This window comes from Levilactobacillus enshiensis (assembly GCF_007115095.1).
GTDB classification, from domain to species: Bacteria; Bacillota; Bacilli; order Lactobacillales; family Lactobacillaceae; genus Levilactobacillus; species Levilactobacillus enshiensis.
Map to the genome: position 1 here is coordinate 46,669 of NZ_SULH01000003.1, position 22,065 is coordinate 68,733.

At 46.9% G+C, this 22,065-nt stretch carries 17 protein-coding genes and 1 CRISPR repeat array; of the genes, 6 read left to right on the forward strand and 11 right to left on the reverse strand.

Annotation, left to right across the window (positions count from 1 at the left end; translation table 11 throughout):
* Positions 1-142: 142 nt before the first annotated feature.
* Together FAY32_RS04055 and FAY32_RS04060 are read right to left on the reverse strand one after the other, a co-directional pair.
* A complete protein-coding gene (locus FAY32_RS04055; protein ID WP_143462183.1) occupies positions 143-748 on the reverse strand; it encodes a Fic/DOC family protein in 606 nt (201 codons plus the stop codon).
* Positions 745-1,194, reverse strand: coding sequence for a helix-turn-helix domain-containing protein (locus FAY32_RS04060; RefSeq protein WP_143462184.1), 450 nt, complete (start codon positions 1,192-1,194; stop codon positions 745-747). Before FAY32_RS04060 ends, FAY32_RS04055 begins: the two co-directional genes overlap by 4 nt.
* A 123-nt stretch (positions 1,195-1,317) precedes the next feature.
* Between FAY32_RS04060 and FAY32_RS04065 the strand changes: the two genes are divergently transcribed.
* Positions 1,318-1,779, forward strand: coding sequence for an NUDIX hydrolase (locus tag FAY32_RS04065; protein WP_143462185.1), 462 nt, complete (start codon positions 1,318-1,320; stop codon positions 1,777-1,779).
* A 182-nt stretch (positions 1,780-1,961) separates the two neighbouring features.
* On the opposite strand, the gene FAY32_RS04070 is transcribed toward FAY32_RS04065, so the two are convergent.
* Positions 1,962-2,141: a hypothetical protein gene (locus FAY32_RS04070; protein ID WP_143462186.1), complete on the reverse strand. Its 180-nt coding sequence runs from the start codon at positions 2,139-2,141 to the stop codon at positions 1,962-1,964.
* A 511-nt stretch (positions 2,142-2,652) separates the two neighbouring features.
* Between FAY32_RS04070 and FAY32_RS04075 the strand changes: the two genes are divergently transcribed.
* Both FAY32_RS04075 and FAY32_RS04080 read left to right on the forward strand, forming a co-directional pair.
* Positions 2,653-3,177 carry a GNAT family N-acetyltransferase gene (locus FAY32_RS04075; protein ID WP_143462187.1) on the forward strand — a complete coding sequence of 175 codons (525 nt, stop codon included), beginning with the start codon at positions 2,653-2,655 and terminating at the stop codon, positions 3,175-3,177.
* Between the two features lie 286 nt (positions 3,178-3,463).
* Positions 3,464-4,120, forward strand: coding sequence for an EAL domain-containing protein (locus tag FAY32_RS04080; protein ID WP_143462188.1), 657 nt, complete (start codon positions 3,464-3,466; stop codon positions 4,118-4,120).
* Between the two features lie 145 nt (positions 4,121-4,265).
* Positions 4,266-6,612: a CRISPR direct-repeat array (repeat unit 36 nt; unit sequence GTTCTTGACCTTATTGATTTGCTACTAACCTAAAGC).
* Positions 6,613-6,647: 35 nt separating this feature from the next.
* Here FAY32_RS04080 and csn2 read toward each other — a convergent pair.
* The 4 genes from csn2 to cas9 form a co-directional block, all read right to left on the reverse strand.
* Positions 6,648-7,313, reverse strand: a complete 666-nt coding sequence (csn2, locus tag FAY32_RS04085; protein ID WP_143462189.1) for a type II-A CRISPR-associated protein Csn2 — start codon at positions 7,311-7,313, stop codon at positions 6,648-6,650.
* Positions 7,310-7,615 (reverse strand): CRISPR-associated endonuclease Cas2, encoded by a 306-nt coding sequence (gene cas2, locus FAY32_RS04090; RefSeq protein WP_143462190.1) that lies wholly within the window; start codon positions 7,613-7,615, stop codon positions 7,310-7,312. The genes csn2 and cas2 overlap by 4 nt, the downstream gene beginning before the upstream one ends.
* The gene (gene cas1, locus FAY32_RS04095) at positions 7,593-8,498 is read right to left on the reverse strand and encodes a type II CRISPR-associated endonuclease Cas1 (protein WP_143462191.1); all 906 of its coding nucleotides are present in this window, start codon (positions 8,496-8,498) and stop codon (positions 7,593-7,595) included. The genes cas2 and cas1 overlap by 23 nt, the downstream gene beginning before the upstream one ends.
* Before the next feature lie 218 nt (positions 8,499-8,716).
* The gene (cas9, locus tag FAY32_RS04100; RefSeq protein WP_143462192.1) at positions 8,717-12,799 is read right to left on the reverse strand and encodes a type II CRISPR RNA-guided endonuclease Cas9; all 4,083 of its coding nucleotides are present in this window, start codon (positions 12,797-12,799) and stop codon (positions 8,717-8,719) included.
* Positions 12,800-13,428: 629 nt separating this feature from the next.
* Here cas9 and FAY32_RS04105 point away from each other — a divergent pair.
* Complete coding sequence (locus tag FAY32_RS04105) at positions 13,429-15,072, forward strand: peptide ABC transporter substrate-binding protein (protein ID WP_143462193.1); 1,644 nt, start codon at positions 13,429-13,431, stop codon at positions 15,070-15,072.
* A gap of 244 nt (positions 15,073-15,316) precedes the next feature.
* On the opposite strand, the gene FAY32_RS04110 is transcribed toward FAY32_RS04105, so the two are convergent.
* Positions 15,317-16,315, reverse strand: a complete 999-nt coding sequence (locus FAY32_RS04110; protein ID WP_143462194.1) for a LacI family DNA-binding transcriptional regulator — start codon at positions 16,313-16,315, stop codon at positions 15,317-15,319.
* Positions 16,316-16,543: 228 nt separating this feature from the next.
* Here FAY32_RS04110 and FAY32_RS04115 point away from each other — a divergent pair, with 228 nt between their 5' ends.
* A complete protein-coding gene (locus FAY32_RS04115) occupies positions 16,544-18,217 on the forward strand; it encodes a glycoside hydrolase family 13 protein (protein ID WP_143462195.1) in 1,674 nt (557 codons plus the stop codon).
* A gap of 510 nt (positions 18,218-18,727) precedes the next feature.
* Here FAY32_RS04115 and FAY32_RS04120 read toward each other — a convergent pair.
* The 3 genes from FAY32_RS04120 to FAY32_RS04130 all read right to left on the reverse strand — a co-directional run bounded on the left by FAY32_RS04120 (position 18,728) and on the right by FAY32_RS04130 (position 21,253).
* Complete coding sequence (locus tag FAY32_RS04120; RefSeq protein ID WP_143462196.1) at positions 18,728-19,273, reverse strand: phosphoribosyltransferase family protein; 546 nt, start codon at positions 19,271-19,273, stop codon at positions 18,728-18,730.
* 3 nt (positions 19,274-19,276) lie between these two features.
* Entirely contained in the window at positions 19,277-20,353 is a 1,077-nt protein-coding gene (locus FAY32_RS04125; protein WP_143462197.1) for an NCS2 family permease, read from the reverse strand.
* A 231-nt stretch (positions 20,354-20,584) separates the two neighbouring features.
* Positions 20,585-21,253 (reverse strand): hypothetical protein, encoded by a 669-nt coding sequence (locus FAY32_RS04130; protein ID WP_143462198.1) that lies wholly within the window; start codon positions 21,251-21,253, stop codon positions 20,585-20,587.
* Between the two features lie 168 nt (positions 21,254-21,421).
* Between FAY32_RS04130 and FAY32_RS04135 the strand changes: the two genes are divergently transcribed.
* Positions 21,422-21,847, forward strand: coding sequence for a MerR family transcriptional regulator (locus tag FAY32_RS04135; RefSeq protein WP_143462199.1), 426 nt, complete (start codon positions 21,422-21,424; stop codon positions 21,845-21,847).
* The last annotated feature ends 218 nt before the right edge of the window (positions 21,848-22,065 follow it).

A 22,065-nucleotide genomic window follows, 5' to 3' on the forward strand; every position in this document is an offset into this window, starting at 1 on the left:
GCCGAACGTCTATGACTGAAACGTGGAACCAAAGGCAGTCAACTCCGCTTAACCCCGATAGACAAACAATCCAAGCCCGGGATTATTCGTCTATCGAAGTTAATGCTCATTGACTAACCGCCTTTTGTTCCACTCTGATTGTTTACTCTTGCCAGTCCGTCACTATCTGTCGGAAAACGTCCGCCATCAATTTGGGCTCGTCTCTAATACTAGCCGTCATGTACGCGTCCTGAAGCTCTTGCGTGAAGACCAGCGCTAGTCCCTTCTGCCAGGCCAAAACTTCAGTGAACGCCCGAAGCGACCGGCCATTACCCTCACGGAAGGGGTGAAACATGTTCATTTCAGTGACCAAATTGCCCAACGCATCCGCTACCACATCGCGGTCGGCAGGGAGTTGGGCAAAATCTGTCAGTTGCCGTTGAATATCCCACTCTGCGTTACCAAACAACATGACCGGATGAAAATGGGTCACCACGCCATTGGCCGTCTTGTTGAAATCGACTTCACGGTACTCGCCCGCCCAGTCGTAGATTTCTCCGAGAAGGAACTGATTGATGCGTTTCAGCTCGGTGACGTCTTTACCAGTGAGTTGGTAGCCATCTGGTAACAAAAAATTATTTTGTTCAAGGAACTTTAACCGCTGCGTGGAAAACTCGTACTCGACCGCTTCTAGCTTTTTCTCATCAGTGATACCTAATTTATTCCTTAAAACGCCATTTGGTTGTAAGTAATCCGCCCATTGTTTCACTCTGTTCGTACCGAATTGCTTGCGTTGATCCGTTCCAGAATCTCCTTCGCCGTCATCGGCCGTCCCAAATCGTCCGCATCACGTGCCATCTGAATGTCAGCCAGTGTCGGCTCAAACCCCTCGTACATGTTGCTGACCACTGCATTCATCGTTGCCCGGTATTCCTTTTTGTTGCGAAACTGGACGCCCATAATCGTCAGTGCTTGATCGTCATGTTCAAGATACATAATGCCCTCATCCGCCTTCATTAAAGTTAACTCCGTAAAAATAGCGTCATTTTTTGCCAAAAGTTGAATTAATTTGACGGCGGTCCCACTGGGCTCGTAATCGCCCTGTTCCCAGTGTTGGATCGTCCGTACTGACGCATTCAACAGCTTCGCCAGTTCACCTTGACTCACATCGTAGTGCCGGCGAATGGATTTCATCGTGGTTGCTGTGTCAGCCATCCTCATCACCTCAATAACCAGTATACCCTTTAAGGGTAGTTTCACCTAACAAACGGCTTGCTTTCAACGCCCCCTAAACGTGTATACTGAGGGTAAATTCATCAGAAGGGCGGTTACTGACACATGGCAAATTACATTAAAGAAGTCCGCGCACTGGTCGGTCACAAACCGATGATCCTCAACGCTTCGGCTGGGGTCATCGCCAACGACCAGCACCAGGTTCTGCTCAACCTGCGAACCGACACGCACAACTGGAGTCTCCCCGGCGGTTACTTGGAGTACGGTGAAACGTTCGCCACCGCTATGGTTCGTGAATACAAGGAGGACGCTGGCCTCGATGTGGAATTGGTCAAATCGTTGGGCATCTTCGACCAAGGATTTACGGAATATCCCAATGGCGACGTTACCCAGGTCATTTCTCAACTCTACTTGGTGAAACCCGTTGGTGGGCACACACTAGAACAGGCGACCGACGAAACACTTGATTTGAAATATTGGCCACTAGATGCCCTGCCACCGTTGTTGAACCAGCAGACGGCGGACATGTTGGCGGCAGTAAAGGCTTACTTTGACCAGCAGAATTGAATGACAGAGTCTAGGACATAACTCAAAAATCATTTTTTCCATTATAGTGTCGAAACGTGCGCCACCAGGCAGTTTGTTGCGCTTAACCCGAGAACAGGAATTATGTCAAGATCAGGCATAACTCCTGTTCTCACGTTAATGCTCGCAAACTAACCGCCTGATGGCCCACTCTCGTTGATTTCTCACTTTCCCTGCGGTTTGGACACAAAACTCATGACGATCAAAAACAGGCCAGTGCCCAGTCCCAACATGCGGGCCGAGAAACTGTCAAAATGCCAAATGTAGATTTCCGCGACAATGCTGAGCACGCCGAGCCAAAAAAGGATGGTTCGATAAAACTTAGGATTGAACTTTGACCACACATCATCACCCCCCATTCCTCGTTTTATGGACATAAGCTACCACGACATGTGTACCGAAAACCAGTGGCGGCCAATTGTTCGTTCGCAGACAGAGCCAACCCAGTCAAACCTCGAGGATTGTCGTTGTTTCGTTCCAATTTATCATATAGTCCTCCAATAAGTTGGATAGCCTGCTATATTCTCGACATGCTATTTTAGGGGAAACCATGGCCTGAAACTTGCGAATTCTTCGCCTGCCATCCACAATCAAAAGCACAACCCGACTGCTAACTTTTGCTGAACCTAATTGTCAGCTCGAGTGACCCCGTGTGCTTCTTTCATTTGGCAACGCATTGCCATCACCTACAACCCTGTGGATTTCTCGAGGTAAAAATTTCTGTCAGTCCTAACCGTTCAAAGTGGTATTCTAGAAGTAAAGAACATCGTACCCTGACTGGCCTTATTTCTCGGTAAATCACGCGATCCACCACCGCTTCCAGTCAGTGTGCGATCAGCAATTGGGAGGACACTTATGAGTTTAATTTATATCAGACGGGCGACCCGGGCCGACTTACCGGCCATCATGCCCATTATCGCAAACGCCAAGGCTTTGTTGAAAGCTGATGGCAGTCCCCAGTGGCAGGACGGTTACCCGGATGAAGCCGGTATTACGCGAGACATTGACGCCCAGCAAAGCTGGTTGTTAATGATCGACGGCCACGTAGCGGGCACGGCGGCACAGGTGATTGCGGATGACCCGAACTACCACGAAATTGCCGGTGACGGTTGGGCCAACACCACGGATCCCTATGCCACGATTCACCGTATCGCCCTGAGCGCGGACTACGCGGGCCAACATCTTAGCCACTACTTCTTCTCCAACCTGATCAGCATGGCGTACCACGATGGCATCCGGAATTTCCGTATCGATACGCACAACATGAACCAGCGGATGCAGGCCATCGCCACCAGTCTGGGCTATCAGTTCCGGGGAATCGTCCACGTCGACGAGCCCGGTGACAATGCCCGGCGCGCCTACGAATTACATTTGGACTAATCCGGCTTTCACGATTACTACGATTGTGAAAAAAGCAAGACCCTGCTGCAGGAAGTCTTGCTTTTTAGTATTACTATTTTTCATAATCTTTCAAAAGTCACTGTATTGGCGAAAACTGGTTTCTTTTATTTTCACTAATCAGGTGAACGGGTAACAACTCCCGAACATTGAGGGGCAAAACCCCGAAGGACTAGACGATTATCGCTGTAAATAAATTTGACAATGATGTATAATAATCACTAGTGTTGGTGAAGTTAACTGACATGGGAAGGGGATCTTATTCTAAATGTATCGTTTCTTTGTTCAACCGCAGATCAACGCGGTAACTCAAAAACTGGCTGGCTATGAACTACTTTTACGTTCCTATCGCCATGATTACTGGGTAACCCCGACCGACTTTACCGCGGTACCAATGGATCAACAGGTATCGTTGTCCTACCAAGAGATTACGAATATCTTGAAGGATCACCAGAACAATCCTGAGATTTCCTTTAACCTAAACCGAGAACAATTCACGAATCGGACGACCATTGGCCACCTGATTCACTTGAAAAAATCCATCAAAGATTTAAATTTAATCGTCGAGCTGACCGAAGCACCCACGCTAGAAGAATTACACCGCTACGTGGCGCTCTACAAGGCTTTCGACATTAAACTGAGTTTGGACGACGTGGGCACTGACAATGCCTGGTCCCCGGCGATTCAAGATGTGCTGCCCTTCATGGACAACATCAAGTTCGCGATGCAAAACTTTCGCCTCCAACATCGGCAAGCCGACTTACTCGGCAGCCTGAACACTTGGCGCAAGATTGCGGACATGTATCAACTCGGCTTCACCATTGAAGGTATCGAGGATCAAGACGACGTCAAGCTTGCCCAGAAATACAATGCCCAAATGACGCAAGGATACTATTACAGTAAGCCAGTCCCTTATTGCGGCTAGATTTGTGGTTATATGAAAAGAAGACGGTTTATTCCTAGTGTGTTTAATTTAGGAGTAAATCGTCTTTTTTGATTACTAACAATAGTCTACTTAGTGACCAGTTAGGATCTATATTGAAACAGTGGGATGCTATTTGGTAGATTGGTCTTTGTGCTTTATTGATTTGCTACTAACCTAAAGCGGATTGGGTAGGCTAGCCATTACCATAGTTGTTCTTGACCTTATTGATTTGCTACTAACCTAAAGCGTTCGTCTAGCAGTTCACGTAGCTCTTTGAGTTCTTGACCTTATTGATTTGCTACTAACCTAAAGCAGCTATCGACCTTCGCTGTCAAACCAGCGTGTTCTTGACCTTATTGATTTGCTACTAACCTAAAGCTGACAGCACTGCAAAGACGACTAAGCAAGGGTTCTTGACCTTATTGATTTGCTACTAACCTAAAGCTCATGACTCTCCTTTTGGTGTAACTCAGCAGTTCTTGACCTTATTGATTTGCTACTAACCTAAAGCTTCCAGTGCGGTATTTCGAGTCCTGATATTGTTCTTGACCTTATTGATTTGCTACTAACCTAAAGCAACGGCATGGATAACAGCTTCTCTTACTAGGTTCTTGACCTTATTGATTTGCTACTAACCTAAAGCGGCTTCCGCAAAGCCATTCAAATCTTTATGGTTCTTGACCTTATTGATTTGCTACTAACCTAAAGCCCACGCAGCGCATGATAGGTGCGTGCCTTAGTTCTTGACCTTATTGATTTGCTACTAACCTAAAGCTCCAAGCCATCGATAATCGCACCTTTCTCGGTTCTTGACCTTATTGATTTGCTACTAACCTAAAGCGCGTCCAAATATCAATTGTCGGTTCAATAAGTTCTTGACCTTATTGATTTGCTACTAACCTAAAGCCACCGCTGTCATTGGTAACGTTACCTTTGAGTTCTTGACCTTATTGATTTGCTACTAACCTAAAGCATGAACAGATTTCGACGTGGGCCGCACTAAGTTCTTGACCTTATTGATTTGCTACTAACCTAAAGCTGACAATGACGTGAAGATGACAGAAGCTCAGTTCTTGACCTTATTGATTTGCTACTAACCTAAAGCAACTTATAGAGGTGAGGAAATACATTATTTGTTCTTGACCTTATTGATTTGCTACTAACCTAAAGCTATCATGGTTCAATTACAACATGGTCTATGGTTCTTGACCTTATTGATTTGCTACTAACCTAAAGCCTATGAGGTACGTGTAGAGGATGAGGACGCGTTCTTGACCTTATTGATTTGCTACTAACCTAAAGCAAGATAACCGGTTAACAGGCGCAATAGTTTGTTCTTGACCTTATTGATTTGCTACTAACCTAAAGCCATCTCCTTATTTGAAGTGTTCACCAATGTGTTCTTGACCTTATTGATTTGCTACTAACCTAAAGCATTGTGTGGAAGCAGAAGTTCCGTTCCATTGTTCTTGACCTTATTGATTTGCTACTAACCTAAAGCATTGACTTTGAAAACGAACTTTACAAGGATGTTCTTGACCTTATTGATTTGCTACTAACCTAAAGCAATAACTCCCAAAAGAGTTTTATCACTATCGTTCTTGACCTTATTGATTTGCTACTAACCTAAAGCAGTTCTTTAAGGCTAGCTAAGAAAAGAGGTGTTCTTGACCTTATTGATTTGCTACTAACCTAAAGCCTTCGGCCGGCGTCATTTCACCGGGGAAAAGTTCTTGACCTTATTGATTTGCTACTAACCTAAAGCGCATCGTCTGCATAGCCGTGGATTCCGTAGGTTCTTGACCTTATTGATTTGCTACTAACCTAAAGCATCGTAGCTGGCCGGTAACTTGCATCCAGTGTTCTTGACCTTATTGATTTGCTACTAACCTAAAGCGAAGCAGCAGACGTTCTCCGCTGGTGCGGTGTTCTTGACCTTATTGATTTGCTACTAACCTAAAGCTAGAGGCACCGATGTGGACATGGGTGCCGGGTTCTTGACCTTATTGATTTGCTACTAACCTAAAGCCAACCATCAATTGCAAACATGTTAAATCTAGTTCTTGACCTTATTGATTTGCTACTAACCTAAAGCGGTTGCCATCAGGCAAGACCTCCTTCGCCAGTTCTTGACCTTATTGATTTGCTACTAACCTAAAGCTGAAAAAACTACCCGTGTGGTGCCAACTTGGTTCTTGACCTTATTGATTTGCTACTAACCTAAAGCTCAAGAGTAGGAGGTAAACAGTTATGACTATGTTCTTGACCTTATTGATTTGCTACTAACCTAAAGCACTAATAGTGAGTGGGTGTCCGCACCAATAGTTCTTGACCTTATTGATTTGCTACTAACCTAAAGCGGTCTGCCCCGCCAGTTGCCGGCTCAGGATGTTCTTGACCTTATTGATTTGCTACTAACCTAAAGCTTCTCTTTGAGAGGGATGCCCCGAGTTTTCGTTCTTGACCTTATTGATTTGCTACTAACCTAAAGCCGACATTTTCACACTAATATCTCATACCGATTTTTCTACCACAGAACAAAATCGTCATCAATGAAGTGATAATCACATTCCTTGAAGTATGATGTTCGCTTAGTAGGTGAAAATTCAATTAGAAGAAGTGGCAAATCAGCGTTCGCCATAAATCTCACCAACATTTGAAGTTGGCTGCTACTGAGATAATGACTAACATTGGTCAAAACAATTAGCTTATGATCATTTAACTCTAAAAGGACCTTGATTAATGTCTCAATTATAGCATAAGCGTCATCGTTTAATTCGGACGTTAACTGGATATTACTGAACTTGATTAACTTTGCCAATCCCGGTATTTCTGGCAACTCCAGCGGAACATCCATCAAATAACTATCAGCCAACAATTGAGATAGTAGCCTTCTTAAATCATCTGCCATTTGAACAACTTGATCTTCTGCTAACAACGTTGTCAACTTTGCCTGCAACTTTTTTTGGAAAAGAACATTCAAGTCCAATGTCAACATCGGATCCCCATACCATTTTGAACCCTTACTGAGTTCAATTGTCTCAAAACTATCATTACTTAAATAAACGGTATCTGCTCGATCTTGCAATCCCAAAGTCAAGTCACGATAAACCCGCTGGGTCGCCGTATCAATAACTGTGACTCGATTCTTATCGATAGCAAACGGTGGAAAACTATAATAAGTTAAATTCATATCATAATCGTCCTCTCGGCAGAATTCAGAATATCTTTATTCGGTTCACCAGAGATGAAGTGCATCGCTTGATATTGTTTTTCGGTCAGCATAACTGACTGTACCAATCCTTTTTTAGGTGTAATCGCGGCTATCCGTTGCTCAATTGCTCGCGCATTCTGCGAGCTTGGACAAACCCGGACGTAAACTGAGAACTGCATCATAAAAAATCCTTCTTGAATCAACGATTTACGAAATCGACGATAGTTACGTCGATCCGTACTGCTTACCATTGGTAAATCAAACATAATCATTAGTCGCATCACTCGATACCTCATTTGGAAACTCAACCTCGATTCTAACTTGATCTGTTTCACAGTTAAGATAGTGCAAGCACGCCGCAACATAACTATCCATAGCATTTCTAACAATTTCTTTTTTGCCATTAAAGATAACCTTCAGGTCCAATAATCGTGCCAAGCCTAGCTTCACATCTGGTGTTAAATCCAGTAGCTTTTGCCGTGCCACCCACTGATCAACAACTGGTCGAAAGGGTTCCATTAAATCTGAACCCAAGTTAAAAGCATTCCCAGCATTATCATGATGAATCCCAAAACAAGTCATATAACCACGGCTCACAATCGAGCGGTCAACTAGCGATAACAATAATGAATAACCATAATTAAGTGCCGCATTTTCTGGAACTAAATCGGAACGAGAAAAATCATCCCCAAATAGCAATGGAAAATATTGCCGCGCCACCACCGCTTCTCGATTCGACTCATCATTCAACTCCAGCTTATCCAATTCATCCTTCAGCGTACTGGTTTCAGCCCCTACTAGCTGAGCAACCGCAATCTGATTAGTCATTTTACTAGCAACTATTCGCGTCCATAAGTTAGCTTTACGACTTGGGTCCCAATTAACCTGCGAGGTCACCAACGCCGCCGTTCGTGACCTCGGATAGCACCCGGTCGTTTCACAGATTGGTTGACCATCCCTTCCCGTAAATAAAATCTTAGCATGAACTTCTGCCAATGCTGCCACCGCAGCAGTAGTGACCACTGCCTGTAGCGCTTGAATTAGAAGAACATCCATGTCTTTAACTGGCACATGTAACCGATCAGAATCTGTCTGAATCACTAAATTTCCCGCTGTCAGAGATACTTTTGCGTGCTGGCTGACCATAATTGTTCGCCACCCCATCAGTTTTCCTCCTTGCGTTGTTCGTTCCAACATGTTACTCTGTAGTTGTCAAATTGCTACGTTTGACCTTATTGATTTGCTACTAACTAGTTAAAGTCAAACAAGATGGGCAACACCATCAAGTTTTACATTTTGAGCTCGTTATCGGGCCATACATATCTTTTCCGAGGTACCTCACTGAAGCCATCAGTAGGGTACCTTTTTATTATTCTAATGAACTAAATTTCATAAACTCTTTTGAATAAGCCAGTAGGTGATTCGAAAACGATTTTTGCCCTTTCTGTCAGCTTAAGACCATTTGGAACTTGCAGTTTTCCAAATGGTGTTTTCAATCCTAAGGGCTTTAAATCACTCATTGTTGCATTTGCATGTAATCCTACTAAAATTCGCTGGATCACCATTTGCTTGTCAATTTGAACCATTTTTCCATGCTCATCAAAACCTGCAGATAACGGTAACTTTGCAAATTCTTCTCGACTAGCCACCAATTTTTCTCTAAATTTGTTGACATCATACAGTGGGAAGTATGCCATAACTTGCTCACAAATTTGATCAAATACCAGCATCAAGTCATCATCAGTTGCGTCATAGTTCATTAATTTACGCTGTGTCTCAACTGGTAAGTACAATTGCTGTAAGTTACGGTAGTACGTGTTCGTTCCCAAAGCAAATCCATGCGCCTGCCCTGCCACAGTGTCTTTTATCTTCTGGTGCAAATAAACGTGCGACAACACAATGTCAAAATCCGTTGTCTTCCCTGACTTTGTAATGAATTCTGGAAGATAGTGTTGTTTAAGCACAGCCTTTTCTTGTTCTATTCCTTGTTCACGAGCAACCCGTAGTTTCGTCAATAAACTAATCGGAACGCCCATAACCTTCAAGTAATCTTGCTTCTTACTATGAACTCGAATAATTGCCAAGTAAGCAATGTTCTGTCCAGAATAACCACCATAAATAGCAGTCGGTCGATTCTGCTTCGTTGCAATCAGTCGTCTACTTTGATTATCCTTGGCTTTGTAAATAGTTTGGTTAAACAGTGCCCCATGGTTTTCAACAACTTCTTGCGTTACTAACAGATGCTTCCAATTCAAAATCTTTAAGAAGTAGCCCACCTCATCATCCCGGTTCCACAAAACTTCGCCGGTTGCTTGATCATAAATAATTTGGTTTTCTGACGCCAGATTACCTATCTTTTTCTGGCCAATTAAATCACGAACAAAATTAAAACGCCGTAAATTCACTTTTGAAATCTGGAATTTTCCGTAGACGAAAAAGCTTTCCAGATTCGAATAACGTTTAAGCAAATATGTTCCAATTCGAGCAGCTAGGAAAGCATCGAACGCGTGGTGATAATCGTTTAAATCACGCAACTTGGGTAAGTCCAGTTCCTCTCGCAATTGATGAGAGAGGCCTGCTTTAACTGAAACCAGTTTTGTCTGCTGAGGATCGTACTGACTACTCAGAATGTCCGTCACTAGCTTGATAATCTGCCGGGTTTCAACCAATTGTCGGTTAATGAAGCCAGTTGTATGCTTACTGATTTCACTTGGCCGCATGAGCAAGTGCTTTAACTTACGATCACTAACCAAACCTGCTGCGTGCCACATCTCCCACTTGCCACGCATTTTTTCAGCAAACTTTTCAGAAGCAAACGCATCATTCTTATCTCGATTAATTTTCTGATGAACCAACACCCGATTATCCAGCGAGTCATCTTTGACCAGAGATTGCGGCAAAATGTGATCAATATCATAACCCGATAAATTATCAATATTTAACTTTTCTCCGGTATACATATCACGGCCGTTCTGAAGAAAGTACAGCATGTATCGGTCTGTCATTCGTTTCTTAGACTTAATCTGCGTCTGAAGCTCACCAGCTACAGCCGAATCCACAATTTCCTTGGCACGATCTGCATAAAGATTTTCCAGCTGACGTTGTCGCTGTTGCGTCCGTCGTGGATTCTGTTCGGCACCACGAGCTGCTTCCAAATAGATCCAGCTGGGAACAACACCGTGATTGGCTGCCTGAATATCCTTAACCACAGCCAACACTTGTCGAATCGCTTTCTTATTTTGCGGCGATGTATACAAGTCATTAATCGTGTCAAACACATTTTGCTTGGTCATTCCTATAGCATTAATTTTTTCAATCTGTTCTGAAATATCTGACTGATTAACAATTTGCATGAAGTTATTTTGAGATTCCCAGAGTTGTTTCATAACTGACTTCCCCTGTTCACCCTTAACCCCGTTTAATAACCGAGCTGATAGTCGACCCCAACCACGATACCGCTTGTGACTTAATCGTTCACGCTGAACGTCAGTTAACCAATCAATTGCACCTAGCTTTTCGCGGAAGATTTTCTGATCTTCAAAAACGGTCGACCAATTAATGATTTTTTCAAGATCTGCTCGTCTATTGAGATCATCAATTTCATCAGGCAAAATGCTCTTGAGATCTTGATAAGTCGTTAACCCACTATTGAATTTTTTAGGATCAGCCAATCCTGAAATCCGGGGTGCCTCCTCCACATCACCACTATTACGTAAATTTTCTTGAAGAAGTTTACGGCTAACTGTCCAATGCGTCTTAAAAAGTTGGTTAAAGAGGCGTTGCTTTTGTTTGATGCTAAGTTGGTGATTATCAATCCTAACGTTATTCAATTCATTCAAAACCATAAATTTCTGATAGGTTAAGCTCTCTAATGGCAAGACATCTTCACCAATCAAATAAGTATCTGTTGTCTTCATTCGTTGAATAAAAGCGTTCGCTGACCCAATCCGATCTACTTTATCTTCAAAGTTCCAGGGCGTGATTTCACTAGAGTCTTTTTTTGTTTTACGCACCATCCATGCAAATTGTCCCGTCGCCGTTTGAGCTTGTTTTTCCGGTGTAATCATTGGACCTACGTAATAAGGAACTCTGAAACAAACTAATTCATCAAGTTTATATGAGTGTGCTCCCCGATGGGACACTACCGGATTTTCTGCTCCTAAGAAGGGGTAATACTGCTTCTGATTATTAATAATTAAATCTAATTCCTGTTGCTGAATCTGATATGGGATAACTCCATTTTCCTTAGTTCGCTGCTTGGGCATAAAGTTTTCCAAATCAATTTCATGACTGATTTTTTCAGCCAAATCACTGTGGTCGTCCTTCAAAACCTTACCGAGCTCCTTATAGAAGTCATCAGCAATTTCAGCCTTTCCTTTTTCATCGCCATCAATGTAGTGGTCGTAAGATAAACGAATGGCTTCACGCTTTTTGTCCTCTGTCTGTTCATCCGCATATTCTTTGAGCCATTTCAAGTGTTTAGCATGTGTATTATACTTTTCAACCATGCTTTGGGAGAAGTACTGCCCACTAGGAATAATCTCTGTTAGTTGAATGGCCGCTTGAAAATCAACTAGCTTCTCAATCAACTCATGGTCCGTTGTATCCAGCTCTCCTTCAATGTCAGGTAAGTTATCTTCAATATCAGCTAGACTAAAGGTCCACGTCTTTTGATCCGCCTTGGCAATATCTTTTCCCATTAACACATAGAGTTTTGTTTTCAATCCTAAAATAGATTTCGCTAGTTCTGTATACACCGGTTTATAATCTTTAGGACTAGTGGGTAAAGCCATTAACTGCTTAACCATTTCTCTTTGTCGGTCTGCTCGACTTCGTGAGGTATCCAAGACCAATTGAGTGATCTCGTCTAAATTCTCTGTTGGTAATACCGGACCTTCCTCATCAAAAAGTGTTTCCCAAAGCCCATTGATTTCATCAAACCGTTCCCCAAAATCTAACTTTCCTGGTTTAAACGTACTAGGTGCCCCATGGCGCAAGAAATTTCCACGATACTTAACAATGTGGTGAATTGCTAAATAAATCTCACGAATATCAAACTTGCGGTGTTTAGTCATCAATGCCCAACGTAAATGATAAATCGTTGGGTAAGCCTTATAGAAATCCTTATCTGGCAAATCATCGAATAAACGGTAAGGTTCTTGAAACCGTTCGTCCTGTGCAGCAAGGTTTGATTCCTTTTGACGGGCAAAGAAATTGGGATCAAGCGATGAGATTGGCCCATCGAAAATCTCACGCAACAATCGCAAACGCCACCGACGACGACTGAGCCGACGACGAGTCGTTCGGAATCCCCGGCGCTCTTCTGCCGTTTGGCCTTCTTCGAATAACCGTGTTCCTAGTCCCATCTGTCCTTTAACCCGGATAATATGGCCATTTTCATCGACCACACTCCAACCTATAGAGCTCGTTCCAATATCCAATCCAATACCATACTTTTTCTTCATGGCGATAACGTCCCACTTTCTTCCGTCAGCTTCTACTTTGGGTGTTATATTTCTGGCGGATAATCTCAGTTTATGCTGTTTTATCAGCCTTGTCTATATTTTCACGAGTAGTTAATTATTTGTAACTAAAACTATTATTTTCATGACTGATCATTCAACTACACAGCTAGCTTTTGTATGGCAAACTCATTATAAAAATATTAATATCAGCACCTTCTCGCCACCCATTTCTTCTATAGACTGCCCCCAATCGCCGTCCCCTCGCCCCTAAAATACTTTTAATTTTCCTGTTGACAAACTGAAGTCTGCCGACTAGTATTAGAGCCATATTAGAAATACACGAACGCAATACCAGGAAGAGTAGCGGTTCCCGCTAAGTTCAGAGACCACCGGTAGCTGAAAAGGTGGCTTACAACGGAACCGCGAAGATGAGCCTGGTGGCTAGCAATCAGTGAAAGCTGTTTGCCCGACTTGAAGCCCGTTACCGCTTCCGACTTTTGGCAACAGAAGTTACGGAGATGGTGGATGTGAGTCCCCCATAAATCAAGGTGGCACCGCGAGTGAAATCGTCCTTATGTTTAAGCATAAGGGCGATATTTTTTTACATATTTTTTGAGGAGATGTTTGGAATGAAACGTAAGGGAACTCTATTCACGATTGCAGCATTAAGTTTGTTAACACTGGCCGGTTGTGGCAGCCAGACCAGCAGTAGTAGTGCTAGCGGTAAGTACGCTGCCAGTCAGGTATTGAACTGGACCGAGTCATCCGAGCTGGCTTCCTCCGACCTCGCACAGGCCACCGACACGCTCAGCTTCACCGTTTTACAGAACACGCAAGAGGGGCTCTACCGGCTCAACAGCAAGGGGACGCCAGCCAACGCCCTTGCCACCAGCACCAAGGTCACGAACGGTGGCAAGACGTACACCTTCAACCTGCGCAAGGGGGTCAAATGGTCCAACGGTGATCCCGTACAGGCCAAAGACTTCGTTTATTCCTGGCAACGGACCGTCGCACCTAAGACTGCCTCGCAAGACGCTTTCTACCTCTTCCAAGTCAAGAACGCCGAAGCCGTCAACAAGGGGAAGAAGCCGCTGAGTGCCCTGGGCATCACCGCTACTGGCAAATACAAGCTGACTGTTCAGCTCACTAAGCCCGTTTCCTACTTCAAGAAACTATTGGCTTGGCCCCTCTTCTACCCGTTGAACCAAAAGGCCGTCGACAAATACGGCAAGAAATACGGCACTAGTTCCGCCACGACCGTCTACAACGGGCCATTCCGGTTGACCAAATGGAACGGGACCGGCAAGTCTTGGACCTTAGCGAAGAATCCAACCTACTGGGATAAGAAGGCCGTTCATTTGACCAAGATCAACGAGGTCGTGACCGAAAGTACCACGACCAGCTACAACCTCTTCAACGCCAAGAAGACCGACGAAACCTTGCTGAGTGGACAACAGATCAAAAACAACAAGAACAGCAAGGACTTCGTTAAACGCCTCCCAACTGGCTCCGAACGACTTGACCTAAACCAAAACAAGGTCAAAGCCTTCAAGAACACCGACGTCCGCAAGGCATTCTCATTAGCCATCGACCGTAGCCAACTGGTCAACGACGTGCTGCAAGACGGTTCCGTTGCCTCCAAAGGGTTCGTCCCATCCGGCATGGGGAACAACCCCAAGACTGGCGAAGCCTTCAACCAAGAGGCCTACGTCAAGACCGCATCAAGTTACAATTTGAAACAAGCCAAGACCCTACTGGCCAAGGGACTGAAGCAGACCGGTGACAAGAAGCTCAACGTCACCCTCTCCGTTTCCGACACCGACACCAACAAGCAGACCGCTGAGTTCCTCCAGAGCTCACTGGAAAAGCTGCCTAACGTCAAGGTCAGCATCAAGACAGTGCCTTACGTTCAACTGATCACGCAACAAAACAACGGAAACTACGAACTGACTCTGAGTGGCTGGCAATCCGTCTTCGCCGACCCAATCAACTTCCTGGATGTCTTTGAATCCACCTCTAGCTACAACACGACCGGCTGGAAGAGCACCGAATTCGACAACCTCCTCGATGAAGCCGAAAACCAAGACGGCAACAAACCAACTGAACGTTGGGCCAAATTGGTCAAGGCGGAACAGGTCTTGATGAACGAGCAAGGTACGATCCCACTGTATCAATCCGCCAAGTCACAACTGTTACGCAACACGGTCAAGAACATCAACTACAACCCAGCCGGTGTTCCTTATGACTTCAAGACGACTTACATTGCGAAGTAACCGCGTCTTGACCCTGTAAAATTAGTAAAGACTCCTGCGGCACCTCGATTTCTACAGGGCGGCAGTCATCGTTCCCCCCGTCGACGACTGCCGCCCTGATAAAGAAATTATATACAATAGAAGAAACAGGCCCCAACCGGCGTTTGAAGTGCGCTCCGGTTGGGGCCTGTTTCTGTATTTTTTAAACTGCTGGCTAAACGACTAAAACGGCCGTTAGCGCTGATCTGACAAGAATGATCGTCACTTATTTTACCGGCAACGTCCGCACCGTTTCTCGTTCGACCACCTGGATCGGCGTCACCTGTTGCGGGTGCTGGTCCGGTGCCAACAACTGACGAACGCCGGCGGCCCCCATGTCATAGAAGTTCTGCGACACGCTGGTCAGCTGTGGTTGCACCAACTCACACATCTCCGTGCCGTCAATGCTGACGATGGAAAGGTCCGTTGGCACGGCTAGGCCGAGATTGCGGGCCTGATTCAATACACCGATGGCCGCCATGTCGCTCCCAGCAACCACGCCCGTTAGACCAGACGTGACGCCGTACGCGGCCATCGCCTCACGCCCGGCCTCATAGCTGTAAACGCCCGGTTGAACCCACTCAGCTTGCGGCGTCACCCCCGCATCGCGCAGTGCGCTTTCGTAACCGGCCAACCGGAAGCGGCCCGTGTGCGAGTCACTGTCGACCGCTGCTAACCCAATCTGCCGGTGCCCCGCCTTTAACAAGGTCTGGGTCGCTTGGTAACCGACCTGCCAGTCATCCGACGCAATCGATGGCAAGTCACCATCATCAAAAGCAATTGACAGAAAGCAGTATGGCGTTTGGGCGCCCTGCAACAGCTGGAGATTCTCCGGGGTCAGATTGAGCGACAAGAGTAAGATTCCCATGACTGGCCGTTCAATCACCGTCAATAGGGCCTTGCGTTGGGCTTCGGGGTCAGTGATTCCAGCGTAAACGATGATCACGTGTAACCCGTGAGCTGCCGCGGTATCTTGAATCCCGGTAATGATCTGACTCGAAAAGTTAGTCTTGACCGAGTTGACGACGACAGCAATCACGTTGCTGTGCTGCGTCACCAGTTCCGCTGCCGCCGTATTCTTCCGGTAGCCCAATTTCAACGCAGCTGCCTGAACCTTTTCCGCCGTGGTCGGTCCGTAAAAAGCCGTCTTATTGGCCAATACCCGTGACACGGTTGCCGGTGATACGCCAGCCAACCGCGCAATATCCTTAATCGTCGCCGCCATCTGGCCGCCTCCTCTGCTTGTAACCCGATATTCTGTTTTCAATTTTACCCGTTTCCATTGGGAAATTAAAGCGAAATTCTTAATTTTAAGCAAACGTTTGTTTAATTGGTCTCAAGGCATTGTCAGCGCTTACTAAAAATGCTAGAATGTCCTTTGTAAGCGGTTGCGCAAAAACTTCAAGCAACCCATTCAGCGCTAATTCAGTAACTAATTTTAGGAGGGTTTCACATGGAAAAAAAGTGGTGGCAAAATGCCGTCGTCTATCAAGTTTATCCCCGTAGTTTTCAAGACAGTGATGGTGACGGGGTCGGTGATTTGGCCGGACTGACTGAACGCCTGCCGTACATTAAGAAGTTAGGGGCCGATGTCATCTGGCTCAACCCCATCTACAAGTCACCGGACCACGACAACGGTTACGACATCAGCGATTACCGGAGCGTGCAGCCCGTCTATGGCAACATGGCCCAGTTTGAAACGATGCTCGCCACCGCACACAAATTAGGTCTGAAACTCCTGATGGACTTGGTCGTCAACCACACCTCCGATCAACACGACTGGTTCCAAAAGAGTCGTCAGTCTAAGGACAATCCCTATTCCGACTACTACATCTGGCGCGACCCCGTTGACGGTCATGAACCCAACAACTGGGGCTCCTACTTCAACGGTTCGACCTGGACCTTTGAACCTAAACGAAACCAGTACTACTTGCACCTGTTCGCCCCTAGCCAACCCGACCTGAACTGGGAAAACCCGAAGGTCCATGATGAAGTTTGGGACCTCATGCGTTTCTGGCTCGACAAAGGCGTCGACGGCTTCCGGATGGACGTGATCAGTCTTATTTCTAAGCCAGCCGGTCTGCCTGACGCCCCTAAAGCACCCGGTGCCGTCTACGGTGATGTCGAAGCCGTGGTTGCTAACGGACCTAAACTAAACGACTACCTCCACGAAATGCACGACAAGGTGCTCTCCCACTACGACGTGATGACCGTCGGTGAAATGCCGGGGGCCACTGCCGAAGGGGCCATTACCTACACCGGCTTGGATGCCAACGAACTGAACATGATCTTCCAGTCCGCTCACGTTGGTTTATCTGCCAACCCCGACAAGCGTTTAGGCAAGTGGAACGATGCGCCCGTTAAGCTAACGGAATTAAAGAAAGCCTTATCCGACTGGCAATACGCCCTCGATGGTAAGGGCTGGAACAGTCTCTTCTGGGACAACCATGACCAACCCCGTGCCGTTTCACGTTTCGGTAATGACAGTGATCAGTACCGTGATGTTTCGGCGAAGATGTTGGCCACGACGCTACACATGCTCCAAGGAACGCCGTACGTCTATGAAGGCGAAGAACTCGGCATGACCAACGTTCACTACACCAGTCTCGATCAATACGAGGACTTGGAAAGTTTGAACGCCTACGATGAAAACGTCACGAAGGAAAAGATCGTCGACAAGGCAACCATGCTGAAATACCTCAGTCACATTTCACGGGACAACGCCCGGACGCCAATGCACTGGGATGATTCCAAGAACGCTGGCTTCACCACCGGGACACCTTGGTTCGCGCTGAACCCGAACTACACGACGATCAACGCCAAGGAAGAACTCGACCGCGACGATTCCGTCTTCAACTACTACCGGCAGTTGATTGCGCTTCGTCACAGCCACGATCTCATCGTTCTCGGGGATTACGAAGAACTCGATCCCGCTGACGACCAAGTCTTCGCCTACCGTCGGCACTACAACGGCCAAACCCTGCTGGTCATCAACAACTTCACCGACCAAACGGTGACCCGCGACTACGACCAAGGCAACGCCAGCGAAAAGCTGATTGGCAACTACGCCGACGACCAAGGCACCACGTTCCGCCCTTATGAATCCAAGGTTTACTTGTTTAAGTAATCCTGTTGGACCTCAGTGGCAGTATATTTTCGCATCGTTGACGACCAATCTCAGGTCAAGCTGAAGGAATGGTATTCTACTACCTAATTGCCACCACTTTTAGTAGCCGTGAGTGAGTCAAATTTGGACCCAGCCGTGGGATTTTTCAAGCGCTTTGCCTTGAAAAATGGCGTCTTTGAGACAGTGCTTTTCTGGCTCAAAGCGAGGTCAAAGACCGCTCCTCAGGCTTTGACCGTCCTCCCCACCGCGTTCCGGTCCAAATTTGGCGAACGGTAAGGCGGCTCTTCCACAATGTTGCATTTTTTAAGTTAATCAAAAATCACCTGCACCGTCACGACTGAGAGCGTGAGCTGCAGGTGATTTTTGTGATAGCGACGACCGCCTTCAAATGGGTGATGTATAGTCAGACCATTTCAACGTGGCGTTCGCCGCCTCACTAGTTGTAGTCTACCTTTTAGCGGGGCAGTGCGCCCCTAAATTCACTGAAAATGTTAAGTCATTTACCAACTGCTACAGCGGAAATAACGGCAGTTCTGCTAAATAGTCAATGTCGGTGCGTTTGACCGCATCGCCTTCCGCCAAGATGGCCAGCCGCCCGACCACCGTAGCACCTGCTTGACTCACCAGTTCTTCGGCCGCACTTAATGATCCCCCGCTGCTGATAACATCGTCGACAATGACGACGCGTTTAGCAACGAGTTTATCAGCATCCGCACCATCCAGTGCGAGAATCTGCGGCGCACTGGTCGTGATGGCCTTGACTGGCACCGTCAACGGCGCACGCATGTAATCCTTAACACTCTTACGCAACACGACGTATTCTTGATGTCCCGTCAGTCGGCTCAGTTCCTGCGCGAGGGGGATGCCCTTACTCTCCAGCGTCACGAAATAATCGAACGTTGCCGGCACCTTTTTCGCTAATGCCTCGGCCGCATAATCGGTCAATTCGGCATCTCCCAGCAACACGAACGAAGCAATTGCCATGGTATCGCTGATTGGCATCACCGGCAACCGCCGTGTAAGCGGCCCAACTTGTAATTCATACGTTTTGATCATGGTTTAAACCCCCAGTCCCAAAAGTGGCAGCACAAATTTCAACACAGCACCGGTCATCAGGCCGGCAAACGGATCGGCCACGGCCGTCACCACCAACGTGATTGCTGCTACCGTTGCGCCAGACCCCTGCATGGCCGTGGCGGCGTTTTCCGGAAAAATCACAGCCGTTCCCAGAATAAACAGGAACCCCGCAATGGACGCACTCGGAACGTATTTTCCTAACTTTGGTAACCACCCGATGGCTAAAATGGCGGCCATGATCAACATCATCATGATGCCGGCCACAACGGGTTCCGGGGCACTAGCCGTTGCAGAAATAATGGCTTCCACTGGGGCCCCACCCAACAGGCTCGTCCCCATGTCGGCGATGGATTGCGTGATGGTCAACAGGTTCAGGTTGACCGGGTTGGGCTTGATGCCCGTCATTTGCCCGGTGATCAGCCCATATGAAATGTTAGCGCCAATGTTCAAGCAGGCCAGACTCAACGCTCCCCGCACGACCCGCACGCTGAGCATCGGTTTGGTAAAGACGAACCGCCGCGCCGTCACGTGTTCTGGAAGTTCTGCGCGATAGTGTTCGATGAAGACGGCTGCTAGACTGGACCCCACCACGGAGATCACGATGGTCCACACCAGGTCCTTTGTGATCAAGTAGGTCGCCGTAGCGAGTGCGACCGACAGCCAGCCTGTCAATCGTTCCTGCTTCGCCATCCCCAATGCGATCTTGGCCAGCATAATCCCGACCCCGGCCATCATGCCGGCCATAATATTATTACCCAGGATGTCGACGATCTTGGTCAGCGTCCCGGTGACCCCAATCAGCAGCATGATGACGGAGCCACCTAGAATAATCGAAGTCCGTTCCCGCAAGTTACGACCAAGATTCCCGGTCAGTGCTAGTGATTCCGCCTGAAACGAGAGCGGTGCGACCGCACCAAAGGCCCCGTTGACCGCGGAAGCAAAAATGAACGAAAACATCGTTGGAAAAATAGCAAACCCTAGCGCCATCGCCATGATCCCTTGTGGAATCCCGTTTAAGACGACCCCAATGGCGGCTAGTAAGTCGGCCAACCAATGCATAGTAAGTTCCTCCCTGTATCGTAGTTAGATGCTTAACTTTACTGTCGGTTCTATCATTGATAATTCGTATTTCTATTTCATAATACGAGAACCAGACGCTTAAGTCCATCTATTTTTAATTTTTAACGAACATTCCATATTATTTTCTTTATTAAATTCGGTTATTATTTAACCAAACAAAAAGTGTGACTTGGATTTACCCGGTCACACAACCATTTATCATTCAAGTGATTAGCGGAGCAGATGATTCTCCAACGCGGCGACCCGGACCAACGACCACGCCGCTGGCAACTGGATGGCCAAAAGATTTCCGCAGGTCAACGCGTACACGTCCTGTGCCAACCGACCGGCGTGCGGATTACAGTGGTCCGGCGTATAGGTGTCCCAGACGGTGTGCTGGTCCAAAAGGTGCGTGAACAAGCGCTGTAACAATGCCTTTCCCGCTGGCAAAAAAAGCTGGTGCTCCGTCAACTGAGCTTGCAACAGCCAACACTGGGCCTGACTGGCCACCCCCTGGACCTTATCAGCCGTTACCGGGACGCCTTTGAGTCGTAGAACGGCCAGTGCAACCAAGTTGGCGGCTGTAGTGATCACATTGATGTGACTGGCTTGCGCGAGGTCGATCGCCAAGTACCAATCGGCTAACAACTCCTGTGAGGCTTGGGGAATCAGCGTCGCTACTTGGTCAAACAGCCGACCGTACACCGAATTTTCCAGCTGTGGCATCAGCTCTTCCAGCGTGCGTTGCGGGACAATTTTCATCAAATCATTTTCCTCATCTAAAAGTAGGAGGTCGACACCCCCAGCGGCCAGCGCGTGAACAGCGGCGCTTGGCGCAGTCGACCATGGCAGTAACGGGACAAAATCCGCCCCAGCTAGCTGCACGTTGAACTGTTTCACGTTGACTCCCCCCTTAAGTATCCTGAGTGTACCCCCTTCGACCCACTTGAAGGCAACCCATTTGCCCCATTTTAAGTGAAAATTCTTGCGTCACTTACAAGAATCACGTATCATAAAGCCATTACATTAGAGTTAGTCGAACGCTAACCCATCGAGGAGGAAGCCTAAATGTCCTATACCATTCATGAAGTTGCTCAGAAGATGGGCATTTCCACCTATACCATTCGTTACTATCACGACCACGGCATGTTGCCTTTCGTGAAACGTGATGAAAACAATAACCGGATTTTCGACGACAATGACCTCGAGTGGCTGAACATCATCGTGTGCCTGCGTGCGACCGGGATGCCCGTTGAACGCATCCACCACTACTTAGACTTGGTTCAGGAGGGGGAATGCACCGTTCCCGAACGCTACGAAATGATGAAGACCCAGCAGGAACGGACGCTGAGTGAAATCACGGCATTGAACAAGCACTTGGCGACCATCAACTTTAAGGTCGACCACTACGCGGATATTATTGCCAATCACAAACCGGATAACTTCGTCCCCAGCAACCTGCGCAACGCGTCTACTGCCGACAGGACGGCTTAACGCCCTCATGTCGTCTGCGGCGGCTAGAAATTTCGGCACCTGTCTCTTGTGCCCAGCCGCCTTCAAATTCTTAGCCTTAAACATGCAACGATCGTGCACTACTTGCGCGATCGTTTTTGTGTGTCTTCCGTCTCTGACTTTCAGCCAAGATTTCCACGATTTGTATTCGTTTTCATCCCCGTCACCACGCCTTTTAAATTCACAAGCAATTTCTCTTG

Coding starts and splice junctions, on each gene's coding strand:
- FAY32_RS04115 (WP_143462195.1), top strand. CDS start 16,544: ATGGAAAAAAAGTGGTGGCAAAATGCCGTCGTCTATCAAGTTTATCCC.
- FAY32_RS04125 (WP_143462197.1), bottom strand. CDS start 20,353: ATGCATTGGTTGGCCGACTTACTAGCCGCCATTGGGGTCGTCTTAAAC.
- FAY32_RS04060 (WP_143462184.1), bottom strand. CDS start 1,194: ATGGCTGACACAGCAACCACGATGAAATCCATTCGCCGGCACTACGAT.
- FAY32_RS04080 (WP_143462188.1), top strand. CDS start 3,464: ATGTATCGTTTCTTTGTTCAACCGCAGATCAACGCGGTAACTCAAAAA.
- FAY32_RS04135 (WP_143462199.1), top strand. CDS start 21,422: ATGTCCTATACCATTCATGAAGTTGCTCAGAAGATGGGCATTTCCACC.
- FAY32_RS04120 (WP_143462196.1), bottom strand. CDS start 19,273: ATGATCAAAACGTATGAATTACAAGTTGGGCCGCTTACACGGCGGTTG.
- cas2 (WP_143462190.1), bottom strand. CDS start 7,615: ATGCGACTAATGATTATGTTTGATTTACCAATGGTAAGCAGTACGGAT.
- cas1 (WP_143462191.1), bottom strand. CDS start 8,498: ATGGGGTGGCGAACAATTATGGTCAGCCAGCACGCAAAAGTATCTCTG.
- FAY32_RS04110 (WP_143462194.1), bottom strand. CDS start 16,315: ATGGCGGCGACGATTAAGGATATTGCGCGGTTGGCTGGCGTATCACCG.
- FAY32_RS04065 (WP_143462185.1), top strand. CDS start 1,318: ATGGCAAATTACATTAAAGAAGTCCGCGCACTGGTCGGTCACAAACCG.
- FAY32_RS04105 (WP_143462193.1), top strand. CDS start 13,429: ATGAAACGTAAGGGAACTCTATTCACGATTGCAGCATTAAGTTTGTTA.
- csn2 (WP_143462189.1), bottom strand. CDS start 7,313: ATGAATTTAACTTATTATAGTTTTCCACCGTTTGCTATCGATAAGAAT.
- FAY32_RS04075 (WP_143462187.1), top strand. CDS start 2,653: ATGAGTTTAATTTATATCAGACGGGCGACCCGGGCCGACTTACCGGCC.
- cas9 (WP_143462192.1), bottom strand. CDS start 12,799: ATGAAGAAAAAGTATGGTATTGGATTGGATATTGGAACGAGCTCTATA.